General features: G+C 68.1%; 9 protein-coding genes and 1 tRNA gene. 6 read left to right on the forward strand and 4 right to left on the reverse strand.

Annotation, left to right across the window (positions count from 1 at the left end; genetic code table 11):
• The first annotated feature begins 105 nt into the window (after positions 1 to 105).
• Together EV580_RS31820 and EV580_RS31825 are read left to right on the forward strand one after the other, a co-directional pair.
• Complete coding sequence (locus tag EV580_RS31820; RefSeq protein ID WP_166654969.1) at positions 106 to 2,154, forward strand: ATP-binding cassette domain-containing protein; 2,049 nt, start codon at positions 106 to 108, stop codon at positions 2,152 to 2,154.
• A complete protein-coding gene (locus EV580_RS31825; protein WP_133696779.1) occupies positions 2,151 to 2,972 on the forward strand; it encodes a CbiQ family ECF transporter T component in 822 nt (273 codons plus the stop codon). Before EV580_RS31820 ends, EV580_RS31825 begins: the two co-directional genes overlap by 4 nt.
• 70 nt (positions 2,973 to 3,042) lie before the next feature.
• On the opposite strand, the gene EV580_RS31830 is transcribed toward EV580_RS31825, so the two are convergent.
• The 3 genes from EV580_RS31830 to EV580_RS31840 all read right to left on the reverse strand — a co-directional run bounded on the left by EV580_RS31830 (position 3,043) and on the right by EV580_RS31840 (position 6,086).
• Positions 3,043 to 4,317, reverse strand: a complete 1,275-nt coding sequence (locus EV580_RS31830; protein ID WP_133696781.1) for an ABC transporter substrate-binding protein — start codon at positions 4,315 to 4,317, stop codon at positions 3,043 to 3,045.
• 88 nt (positions 4,318 to 4,405) lie between these two features.
• Positions 4,406 to 5,218, reverse strand: a complete 813-nt coding sequence (locus tag EV580_RS31835) for a carbohydrate ABC transporter permease (protein ID WP_166654970.1) — start codon at positions 5,216 to 5,218, stop codon at positions 4,406 to 4,408.
• On the reverse strand, positions 5,205 to 6,086 hold the full coding sequence (locus EV580_RS31840) for a carbohydrate ABC transporter permease (protein ID WP_133696783.1): 882 nt from the start codon (positions 6,084 to 6,086) through the stop codon (positions 5,205 to 5,207). The genes EV580_RS31835 and EV580_RS31840 overlap by 14 nt, the downstream gene beginning before the upstream one ends.
• A gap of 25 nt (positions 6,087 to 6,111) precedes the next feature.
• Here EV580_RS31840 and EV580_RS31845 point away from each other — a divergent pair, with 25 nt between their 5' ends.
• From EV580_RS31845 to EV580_RS31855, 3 genes are read left to right on the forward strand one after another with little or no spacing between them, the layout of a single operon-like run.
• On the forward strand, positions 6,112 to 7,626 hold the full coding sequence (locus tag EV580_RS31845) for a TldD/PmbA family protein (RefSeq protein WP_133696785.1): 1,515 nt from the start codon (positions 6,112 to 6,114) through the stop codon (positions 7,624 to 7,626).
• Entirely contained in the window at positions 7,623 to 8,984 is a 1,362-nt protein-coding gene (locus EV580_RS31850; protein WP_133696786.1) for a metallopeptidase TldD-related protein, read from the forward strand. The genes EV580_RS31845 and EV580_RS31850 overlap by 4 nt, the downstream gene beginning before the upstream one ends.
• A 7-nt stretch (positions 8,985 to 8,991) precedes the next feature.
• Positions 8,992 to 9,840 carry a carboxymuconolactone decarboxylase family protein gene (locus EV580_RS31855; RefSeq protein WP_133696788.1) on the forward strand — a complete coding sequence of 283 codons (849 nt, stop codon included), beginning with the start codon at positions 8,992 to 8,994 and terminating at the stop codon, positions 9,838 to 9,840.
• 74 nt (positions 9,841 to 9,914) lie between these two features.
• Here EV580_RS31855 and EV580_RS31860 read toward each other — a convergent pair whose 3' ends face one another.
• Positions 9,915 to 10,961, reverse strand: coding sequence for a threonine aldolase family protein (locus EV580_RS31860; protein ID WP_133696790.1), 1,047 nt, complete (start codon positions 10,959 to 10,961; stop codon positions 9,915 to 9,917).
• Between the two features lie 48 nt (positions 10,962 to 11,009).
• On the opposite strand from EV580_RS31860, the gene EV580_RS31865 reads away from it, so the two are divergent.
• Positions 11,010 to 11,083, forward strand: a tRNA-Ile gene (locus EV580_RS31865).
• The last annotated feature ends 102 nt before the right edge of the window (positions 11,084 to 11,185 follow it).

An 11,185-nucleotide genomic window follows, 5' to 3' on the forward strand; every position in this document is an offset into this window, starting at 1 on the left:
TGTCGCCCAGGTGTCCGGTGGCCTACCTCACAGGATGTCCACAGACGGCCAGGCGGCGGCAGGTCGGAGCGACTGCCCCGTCGCAACGGCTGGCAGAATCGGGTGATGACCGCGACGAGACCGGAGGCGCCTGCACAGCCGTCCGCCGGGTCGATCGATCGCCGTCGAGGTCGCTCACTGTCACCGGTGGAGATGGCCCAGGCCTCGGTGATGGCCGCACTGGCCGCCGCACTGTCCATCATCTCCGTCGTCGTCCCGTTCGCCGGGGGACTGTCACTGCTGACGACTGTCCCGATGGGACTGCTCGGCTACCGCTACCGCTTGCGGGTGCTGGTGGCCGCCACGTTCGCCGCGAGTGTCGTCGCGTTCCTGATCGCCGGCGTCAGCGGCTTGATGGTGGTCGTCAACTGTGCCTACGTGGGTGGGCTGGCCGGCATCATGAAACGTCGCGGGCGCGGCACCCCGACCGTCATCGCGGTGGGCCTGGTCGCCGGTGTGGTCTTCGGGCTGTTCATCATCGCCGCGCTGACCGTTCTGGTGCGGCTGCGCTCGCTGACATTCGCGGCGATGACGGCCAACTTCGACGGCGTCGTCTCGGTGGTGTCGCATTTCGAGCCGTTCCGCCCGGCCGCCCAGGATGCCAGGCACCTCTTCGGCATCGCCCTGCAGTACTGGCCGCTGCTGTTGATGGTCTACGCGATGTTCTCGATCATGGTCGTGACCCTGGTTGGGTGGTGGGCCCTGTCACGGGTGCTGGATCGCCTCAGCGGCATCCCCGATGTGCACAAGCTCGAGACGCCCGACGAATCCGGGCCCGCCGCACCGGTTCCCGTGCGGCTGGTGGATGCGCGGTTCCGGTACCCCAACGCCACGCACGACGCGCTGGCGCCGTTGAACCTGACCGTGGACGCCGGCGAGGACGTCGCGATCACCGGCGCCAACGGCTCCGGCAAGACCACGCTGATGCTGCTGCTGTCCGGGCGGGCACCCACCTCCGGCTCGATCGAACGCCCCGGCGCGGTCGGGCTGGGTCAGCTGGGCGGGACGGCCGTCGTCATGCAGCACCCCGAAAGTCAGGTGCTGGGAACGCGAGTCGCCGACGACGTCGTGTGGGGTCTGCCGCCGGGAACGGACACCGATGTGGCAGGGCTGCTCAATGAGGTCGGCCTGGCCGGTATGGAGGAGCGCGACACCGGCGGGCTGTCCGGCGGTGAGCTGCAGCGGCTGGCGGTCGCGGCCGCGCTGGCGCGTCGGCCCTCGCTGCTGATCGCCGACGAGGTCACCAGCATGGTTGACCAGCGTGGGCGGGAGGCGCTGCTGAGTGTGTTGTCCGGATTGACCGAACGGCGCCGGATGGCGCTGGTGCAGATCACCCACTACAACAACGAGGCCGACACCGCCGACCGCATCGTGAAGCTCAGCGAGTCGCAGGACAACGCACACATGGTCGAGAGCACGGCGGCGCCGACTGCCTCGGTGAGCGCCGCCCCCCGTGCGGCCGAACCGGTGCTGCAGCTCGAGCACGTCGGCCACGAATATGCCAGTGGCACACCGTGGGCCAAGCCCGCATTGCGTGACGTCGGGTTCACGATTCACGACGGCGAGGGTGTGCTGATCCACGGCGGCAACGGGTCCGGGAAATCCACCCTGGCCTGGATCATGGCGGGGCTCACCACACCGACCACCGGCTCGTGCCTGGTGCGGGGACGGCCCGCGTCCGAATGCGTCGGCGAGGTGGCGATCGCGTTCCAGGCTGCTCGGCTGCAACTGATGCGCAGCCGCGTCGACCTGGAAGTTGCTTCGGCAGCTGGGTTTTCCTACCACGACCGCGCGCGGGTGATCGCTGCGCTGGCGAAGGTCGGTTTGGACGCGTCGCTGGTGGGACGCCGCATCGACCAGCTGTCGGGCGGGCAGATGCGCCGGGTGGTGATCGCCGGACTGCTGGCCCGCTCACCGCAGGCGCTGATCCTCGACGAACCGCTGGCGGGACTCGACGCCGCCAGTCAGCGCGGCCTGCTGCGGCTGCTCATCGATCTGCGCCGCAACAGTGGACTGACCGTCGTGGTGATCTCGCACGACTTCGTCGGCCTGGAAGAGCTGTGCCCCCGCACGCTGCATCTGCGCGATGGCGTGCTGACGGAGGGGCCGTCATGACGACACGTCAGGCCCGCCCGGTGGTGCTGCTGCGTCCGGTGCCCGGGACGTCGCCGATCCACGAGCTGTGGGCGGGCACCAAATTGATTGTCGTCCTCGCCTTTTCGGCCCTGCTGGCGTTCTACCCGGATTGGGTGCCGCTGGCGTTGGTGACGATCCTCATCGGCATCGCGATCCGGATGGCGCGCATCCCGCGCGGTGTCGTTCCGTCGGTGCCGATATGGCTGTGGCTTCTGCTGCTGGTCGGGTGTGTCACCGCGACGCTGGGCGGTGGAGAACCGTTCGTGCACCTCGGGTCTGTCGAGATCGCGCTGGGCGGGCTGATGAAGTTCGTGCGCGTCACGGTGGTGGCGGTCGTGCTGCTGGCGCTGGGGATGTTGGTGTCGTGGACGACGAACGTCGCCGACGTCGCGCCTGCAGTGGCGAAACTGGGCCGGCCGTTCAAGGCGTTGCGGTTTCCCGTCGACGACTGGGCGGTGGCGCTTGCCTTGTCGCTGCGGGCCTTTCCGATGCTGCTCGAGGAGTTCCGGCTGCTGTACGCGGCGCGGCGGTTGCGTCCGCGGCCGGTGCTGACCAGCCGCCGGGCCCGGCGGCGGCGCTGGGCGATCGAGATGGTCGACCTGATGGCGGCCGGGATCACGGTGGCGCTGCGGCGTGCCGACGAGATGGGCGACGCGATCACCGCGCGCGGTGGGACGGGCCTGATCTCGGCTGCGCCGTCCGGCCCACGACGGGCCGACTGGGTGGTGATGACGATCTCGTTCGTGGTGATTGTCGTGTCGGTGGTGCTGCAGGCAACGGTGCTCGCGGGTATCTAGCGCTGCCGAGTGTGCGCCTTATGCACCGATATCACTGAATTTCCGTGCACAGGGCGCACAGTCGCGATCCCTACCGCGAAGCGGCCGCGTTGGCGGCGTTCTGCGCGGCGCGCAGCGCGTCGGTCACCGGCGTTCTGCCGAGGAACATCTCGTCGAAGTACGGCTTGATCGCCTGATAGCCGGCAGCGAAACCGGCCCCGCCCGGCGCAGGAATCCGTGGCCCGTCGAGCACCGTAAAGAACGGCCGAACGTCCACGCCCTTGGCCGACCAGTAGTCGAAGTACACCTGCTGAGCAGGCAGCACCGCGGGGATGGCCGCGCCGGCGCGACCGACGTACTCGTTGCCCCGGGTGCTACCCAGCCAGTCCAGCACCTCCCGCACTGCCTCGGGATGGCGGCTGGCCGGATTGCCCGCGGCCACAATGCCGTTGGTGACGCTCACCCGCCCGGCCGGTCCGGTCGGCAGCATCGCCACACCCCAGCGGAACGTCGCGTGCTCGGCCACCTGGGCCAGGTTGTAGGTGCCCGACTGGAACAACGCCATCCGCCCGGACAGGAACTGGTTGCGGGAGAAGTCGCCGTTGTCGTTTGTGTCCGATGCGGGCGGCGAGACCTGGTCGCTGTTGATCAGCCCGATGACGTATTCGAACGCGGTGACGGCCTGCGGGTTGTCGAAGGCGAACCGGTCGCCGTCGTTGAACACCCCGCCCGCCGAGCCGATGTAGTTGAGGTAGATGGCTTGTAAGTCGTTGGCGGCGTTGTATCCCCACTGCCTGCCGTGGGTGAGCCGCTTGAGCAGTGGCCGCAGGGTGTCGACGCCCGGGTCGGGATCCCAGCGCAGCGTGTCGAGCTCGGCGGGGCCCACCCTCTCAGCCGCAAGCAGGTCGGCGTTGTAGTACAGCGCGATTCCGGCGTCCGTCAGCTGCGGAACACCCCACAGCGTGCCGTCGCGGGTGAACTGCGCGACCACCGACCGATCCCAGTCGGCGCTGGGCTCGACGGCCATCAGCCGGTTGTTGTCGGCGTATTCGGCGAAGTTGGCGTTGTTGATCCAGAAGATGTCGTCGGCCCCGCCGCCGGCCACATCGGTGCGCAGGGTGTCGAAGTAACTGGCATAGGCGACGACGTCGGTGCGCACCTCGATGTCGGGATGGGCGCGCATGAACTCCGCGAACGACTCGGCGTACGCGGCGGCCACCGCACGGTCCCACAGCCGCACGGTGACAACGGTTTTCCCCGACGGATCACCACTGCGGCCCAGCACCAGCGCCCCGGCGACCAGCAGCAGCGCGACGGTGATCAGCCCGGCCAGCATGCGAGTCGAGAACCGTGGCGGCCAGCTCATTTCGCCGTCCGTTCGTCGAGAACGACATCAGGGTCGTGAATTTCGCGAGACCACAGCCATGGCGTCGATCTCGGTGCACCCGGCCAGCTCATTTGAGCCCCGTCACGACGATCGAGCGGACGATCTGACGCTGGAACACCAGGAACAGCGCGATCAAGGGCACGATCGCCACCGTCGTCGCCGCCATCACCAGCGTCCACTGCGCGTTGTACTGCGTCTGCAGGCCGGCCGTCGCCACGGTCAGCACCCGCCAGCTGCCACCGCTGGTGATCACCAGCGGCCACATGAACGAATTCCATTGACTGACAACGGTGATCAACGTCAGTGTCACCAGGATCGGCTTGCTGGCCGGTAACACCACATGCACGATCACATCCAGGGTGTTGGCCCCATCCAGGCGGGCGGCGTTGATCAGGTCTGCGGGAATGCCGCGAAAGTACTCGCGCAGCAGGAAGATCGCATACGGCGAGCCGAACAGGAACGGCAACACCAACGCCCAGAAGGTGTTCCGCAGCCCGAGCTCGGCCATCATCAGATACAACGGAACTACGGTCACAGTGCCCGGCACCATCAGGGTGGCGACGTACACCCAGAACAACGCGTCGCGGCCGCGGAACTCCAGCCGCGCGAACGCGTAGCCTGCCAGCACCGAGAACGTCAGCTGCGCCAGCGTGATCATCGCCGTCATCAGCGCGGTGATCGCCAGCGCCCGGCCGAATCCGGCGTCGCCGAGGCCGGCGTAGTTGGCCAGTGTCGGCGGGTTGGGCAGCGACAGTGGGCTGCCGGTGGCGAACTGCTGCGCGGACGTGAACGACGTCAGCAGCCCGAGCCCGAACGGGGCCAGGGTGATCAGCGCACCGGCCAGCAGCCCGAGATAGATCAGTGCGTTACGTGAGGTCATAGCTGATCCGTCGCCGGAAGTAGAGGTGCTGGACGATGGTCGCGCCGACCAGGATGACGAACAGCACCAGCGCCATCACCGCCGCACGCCCGATCGCCGCGGCGCCGAATGCCTCGGCGTAAATGCGGTGTGCCACCAGATCGGTGCGCCCGGCCGGACCGCCGCCGGTCAGCGCGTAGACGGTGTCGAACACCTGCGCCGCGCTGACGATGCCGGTGACCGAGACGAAGAACAGCGTCGGGCGCAGCATCGGCAGCGTGATGTGCCAGAACCGCTGCCAGCTGGTCGCGCCGTCGAGACGGGCTGCGGCGTGAATCTGCGGCGGGATCGCCAGGATGCCGGCCAGGAAGAACAGCGTCACGTAACCGACGTTCATCCACACCGTCACCGCCGACACCACCGGCAGGGCCAGCCCCGGATCGGTGAGCCATTCGATGCGCCGATCCAGCAGGGTGCTCACCGCGCCGTCGGTGGGCGCCAGAATCCAGTGCCACAGCACCCCGACTGCCAGCGGCGAGCACACCCACGGCAGCACGTAGAGGGTGCGGAACACTCCGCTTCCTGGCAGTTCCCAGGCCAGTAGCGCGGCCGCTGCCAAACCGAGCACGATCTGCGCGGGCACCACGATCGCGATGAACGCCAGAGTCACCGCCAACGAGTTGCCGAAGCTGGCGTCGGTCAGCACCGAGCGCCAATTGTCCAGCCCCACATAACGGATCGGGCCCAGTAGATCCCAACGGTGCAGGCTCAGCCACAGCACCACCAGCATCGGCAGCAGCAGGAAGCACACCACCCCGAACAGGCTCGGCGCCAACAGCGCGTACCCGAGCAGGGGGGAACGCGCACGCCGAGTGGTCACGTTCGCCATTAAAGCGCCCGTTACGGTGTAGCACGTGAGCCCACGCGATGTTGACGCCGACTTCCTGGCCCTGCCACGGCATGCGCTCGCCGACGCCGCCCTGTCGGCGGCCCTGGCCGCCGGCGCGAGTTATGCCGACCTGCGTATCCACGGCGTCACCAATGAGGTGGTCCAGCTGCGCGACGGCGAGCTGCAGAGCGCCGTCACCGACCGCGAGATCGGTCTGGCGGTGCGGGTGATCGTCGACGGCACGTGGGGCTTCGCCTCGCACGCCGAGCTGGCTCCGGAGGTGGCCGCAGATACCGCGCGGCGCGCGGTGGAGGTGGCGACCTCGCTGGCGGCGCTCAACGCCGAGCGCATCGAGCTGGCGGCCGAGCCCGTCTACGCCGACGTGACCTGGGTGTCGAACTACGCCATCGACCCGTTCACGGTGTCGACGGCCGACAAGATCGCGGTGCTCGGGGAGTACTCCGGGCGGCTGCTGGCCTCCGACGGGGTCGACCATGTCTCGGCGATGGTCAACACTGTCAAGGAGCAGGTGTTCTACGCCGACACCTTCGGTTCCTCGATCACCCAGCAGCGGGTGCGGGTGATGCCGGCGCTGGAAGCGGTGGCCGTCGACGCCGCCGCGGGCAGCTTCGAATCCATGCGCACGCTGGCGCCGCCGATGGCGCGCGGTTGGGAGGTGCTGGCCGGCAACGACGTGTGGGACTGGAGCGCCGAGCTGGCCGAGCTGCCAATCCTGTTGGCGGACAAGACCAAGGCGCCGACAGTGGTTGCCGGCCCGACCGACCTGGTGATCGACCCGACCAACCTGTGGCTGACGATCCACGAATCCATCGGGCACGCCACCGAATACGACCGCGCGATCGGGTACGAAGCGGCCTACGCGGGCACCTCGTTCGCCACCCCGGACAAGCTGAACACCATGCGCTACGGCTCGCCGGTGATGAACGTGACGGCCGACCGCACCGTCGAATACGGCTTGGCCACAATCGGATACGACGACGAAGGGGTGGCGGCCCAGAGCTGGGATCTGGTGCGCGACGGTATCTTCGTTGGCTACCAACTCGACCGGGTGTTCGCACCCCGGCTCGGGCAGTCCCGCTCCAACGGATGCTCGTATGCCGATTCCGCGCATCATGTGCCGATCCAGCGGATGGCGAACGTGTCACTGCAGCCGGGCGCCGAGGATCTGAGCACCGACGACCTGATCGCCCGCGTCGACGACGGCATCTATGTCGTCGGCGACAAATCCTGGTCGATTGACATGCAGCGCTACAACTTCCAGTTCACCGGGCAGCGGTTCTACAAGATCAGCCACGGCCGCTTGGAGGGTCAGGTTCGCGATGTCGCCTACCAGGCCACCACCACCGACTTCTGGAATTCGATGGAAGCCGTTGGCGGGCCATCGACGTGGCGTCTCGGTGGGGCGTTCAACTGCGGCAAGGCCCAGCCGGGGCAGGTCGCCGCGGTCAGTCACGGCTGCCCGTCGGCGTTGTTCCGCGGTGTGAATGTGCTGAATACGCGTGAGGAGTCCGGTCGATGATCCCCGCACAGCAGGTGGTCGAACTGGCGCTGGCCGCCGCAACCGTCGACGAGACCATCGTGATCGTCACCGACCGGGCTGATGCCTCGCTGCGGTGGGCCGGCAACTCGATGACCACCAACGGTGTCTCCACCACCCGGTCGACGACCGTGATTTCCATTGTCCGCAAAGGCGATACGTCGCACACCGGTGCGGTGCGCAGCAGCGACGTCAACCCTGCCGCGATCCCGGTGTTGGTGGCCGCCGCCGAACACGCCGCGCACGGGGCTCCCGAGGCCCGCGACAGCGCACCCCTGCTGACCGGCGACGGCACTCCCGACGACTGGAACGAGGCCGTGCCCGAGACCGGCGCCGCGGTCTTCGCCGATGTCGCCGATGCGTTGTCGCGTGGATTCGGGCGTACCGACCGGCTGTACGGGTTCGCCCACCACATCGTCGAGACGACGTTCCTGGCCACCTCCACGGGGATCCGCAGGCGCTTCACCCAGCCGACCGGAACGGTGGAAGTCAATGCCAAACGCGACGGCGCGAGCGCATGGGCGGGAGTGAGCACGCCATGGTTCGCCGATGTGCAGACCGATGCGCTGCTCGACGATCTGGCGCTGCGGCTGGGCTGGGCGCAGCGGACCGTCGAGCTGCCCGCGGGCCGCTACGAGACGCTGATGCCGCCGTCGACGGTGGCGGACATGATGATCTACCTGGGCTGGTCGATGGACGGCCGCGGTGCCGAAGAGGGCCGCAGCGCATTGTCGGCTCCCGGCGGCGGAACCCGGGTGGGGGAGAAGCTCACCGATCTGCCGCTGACGATGTATTCCGATCCGTTCGCGGCGGGCCTGCAGTGCGCGCCGTTCGTCGCGGCGGCCAGCGGTTCGGAGACGGTCTCGGTGTTCGACAACGGGATGGACATCGGGCGGGTGGACTGGATCCGCGACGGTGTTATCAACGCGCTGGCCTATCCGCGCGCGGCGGCCACCGAGTTCGGGACGTCGGTGGCGGTCCCGGCCGACAACCTGCTGATGACCGGTGGCAGCGCCGAGTTGGCCGACATGGTGGCGGCCACCGAGCGGGGCCTGCTGCTGACCACGCTGTGGTACATCCGCACCGTCGATCCGACCACGCTGCTGCTGACCGGGCTGACCCGCGACGGCGTCTACCTGATCGAAGACGGCGAAGTCACCGCGGCGGTCAACAACTTCCGGTTCAACGAAAGCCCGCTGGATCTGCTCCGGCGGGCCACCGAGGCAGGTGTCGCCGAGCCGACCCTGCCCCGCGAATGGGGTGACTGGGCGACCCGCGCGGTCATGCCGACACTGCGAATCCCCGACTTCCACATGTCCTCGGTGAGCCAAGCGCAATAATCGGCTGATGGCCGATGATCTTGACGCAGTACTGACTCAGCTGGTGGTGCAGTCGCCGGCTGATCAGCAGCGGTTGGTGGGACTGATCCGCACGACGTGCGGCGAGACGCTGTCGTTGACCCCGCTGCCTGCGCAGACTCCGGTGCGTGCGCCGGAGTCGGACGCCGAGAAGGTGGTGGCCGAGTTCGCCGAGCAGTTCAGCGTCGACGTGTCGGCAATCTCCGATCACCAGCGCGAGGCGCTGACCACCGCGCTGGGCGCGGGGAGCTTCGGGGCTGTCGCGCAGATGTTCTTCGCCGACTTCCTGCCCCGGGTGCGCAACGGGCTGGAGGTGCTCGGCCTGCCGGTGCACTGGGTGCCGGCGGATCCGGTGTGGGACCCGAGCATCGACGCGGCCGACGTGCTGTTCAACCAGCTGCTGCCCGGCGTGGCCCGGCTCAAGTCGCTGGACCCGGTGACCACCGAGGTGGTCCGGCTGCGCGGGGCGGTTGCGCACAACTGCCGGCTGTGCAAGTCGCTGCGCGAGGGCACGGCTCTGGACGCCGGTGGCAGCGAGTCGATGTACGACGACATCGAGCACTTCGAATCCTCCGAGCTGCTCTCCGATGCGCACAAGGCGGCGCTGCGCTACGCCGACGCGCTGATCTGGTCGCCGGCGCGAATCAGCTCCGGCGTGGCTTCCGGTGTGCGGGAACACTTCTCGCACGAGCAGGCGCGCGAGCTGACACTGGACGTGATGCGAAACGCGAGCAACAAGATCGCGGTGTCGCTGAAGGCGGACCAAGCGCGCGTCGCCGAGGGTACCGATCGCTACGTCATCGACGCGGACGGCCAGACGGTCTTCGCCGAGCTCTAATTTATTGCGCGCGAGCGTGCGTGAACGGACCGCCGTGGCGGCGTGTCACTGTACAGACGCGCACGCTCGCGACGTCAGATGATGCGATCTTGGCCGTGGGCGAGTGCCCGCAGTGCGGCGTCGACGTCGTCGTCGGTGGTGGCCCACGAACAGACGAACCTTACCGCCGGCTTGTGCGGGTCGGGCGCGTGGACGGCGAACTGTTCCCGGACTGCGGCGAGGGCCTCGGTCGGGAGGTCGACGAACACCTCGTTGGCTTCGGTCGGGGCGCTCAGGTGCAGCCCGAGGGTGGTGATGCCGGTGCTGAGCCGGGCGGCCATGGTGTTGGCGTGGGCGGCGGCTTGCAGCCAGGTGCCGTCGGCGAGCATGGCGTCGAATTGCGCTGAGACATAACGGTGTTTGCTGGCCAGGTGGCCGATCTGCTTCTGGACGAACTCGATCCCGGTGAAGTGCTCGGGGCGGCGCACCAGGATCGCGTCGCCGAACAGCATGCCGTTCTTGGTGCCGCCGATGGTGACGATGTCGGCGTCGCCGACCGCTTGGGCGGGCGGGACATCAAGGGCAGCAATCGCATTGGCGACGCGGGAGCCGTCGACGTGGACCAGCAGGTCGAGATCGTGGGCGTGGTCGATGAATTCGGCGAGGGCATCAGGCTGCCAGAGTCGGCCGTTCTCGGTGGACTGGGTGATGGTGACGATGCGAGGCTGGGAGTGGTGCACGTCGCCGCGACGGGTGATGCGGTGAGTGAGCAGGGCGGGGTCGATGAGGCCGTCGTCGCTGGGCAGGGTGTGCAGGCTGGCGCCGGAGACGAGGGTGGGGCCGCCGGCCTCGTCGAGCAGGGAATGGGCGATGTCGCTGCAGAGGATCTCGTGGAAGGGCCGCACGGCGGAGGCGAGGGCAATGATGTTGGCCCCGGTGCCGGTGAAGGCGAACAGGACGTCGGCGCCGGGGGAGTCGAAGACCTCTTTGACCAGCTCGGCGGCGCGCTCGGTGATCGGGTCGCCGCCGTAGGACGTGGTGGTTCCGTCGTTGGCGGCAAGGATCGCGTCGAGGGCCTTCGGGTGTGCGGGGGCGGCGTTGTCGGAGGCGAAAGCGCTGGACACGGCGGGCACCCTATCCATGATGTCACTTGCGCGGCATGGGACCATGGTGGCCGCGATAAGCGCTCAGGGGCGGTAGCTCAGTTGGTTAGAGCCGGGGACTCATAATCCCTTGGTCGCGGGTTCGAGCCCCGCCCGCCCTACTCCAGACGTGTACGACCTCGGCTGATGCTTGACGTTTGGTCTTCGGTTGATGGGCGACAGTGTTTCGGCTGTTGCTTTACGCCTACTTCGGTTGATCCTTG

This window comes from Mycobacterium sp. BK086, assembly GCA_004362315.1.
GTDB lineage: Bacteria > Actinomycetota > Actinomycetes > Mycobacteriales > Mycobacteriaceae > Mycobacterium.

What these genes read in the sequence shown, in the direction of transcription:
- EV580_RS31860 (WP_133696790.1), bottom strand. Translation starts at nt 10,961, where the DNA reads ATGGATAGGGTGCCCGCCGTGTCCAGCGCTTTCGCCTCCGACAACGCC.
- EV580_RS31835 (WP_166654970.1), bottom strand. Translation starts at nt 5,218, where the DNA reads ATGACCTCACGTAACGCACTGATCTATCTCGGGCTGCTGGCCGGTGCG.
- EV580_RS31820 (WP_166654969.1), top strand. Translation starts at nt 106, where the DNA reads ATGACCGCGACGAGACCGGAGGCGCCTGCACAGCCGTCCGCCGGGTCG.
- EV580_RS31840 (WP_133696783.1), bottom strand. Translation starts at nt 6,086, where the DNA reads ATGGCGAACGTGACCACTCGGCGTGCGCGTTCCCCCCTGCTCGGGTAC.
- EV580_RS31830 (WP_133696781.1), bottom strand. Translation starts at nt 4,317, where the DNA reads ATGAGCTGGCCGCCACGGTTCTCGACTCGCATGCTGGCCGGGCTGATC.
- EV580_RS31850 (WP_133696786.1), top strand. Translation starts at nt 7,623, where the DNA reads ATGATCCCCGCACAGCAGGTGGTCGAACTGGCGCTGGCCGCCGCAACC.
- EV580_RS31825 (WP_133696779.1), top strand. Translation starts at nt 2,151, where the DNA reads ATGACGACACGTCAGGCCCGCCCGGTGGTGCTGCTGCGTCCGGTGCCC.
- EV580_RS31855 (WP_133696788.1), top strand. Translation starts at nt 8,992, where the DNA reads ATGGCCGATGATCTTGACGCAGTACTGACTCAGCTGGTGGTGCAGTCG.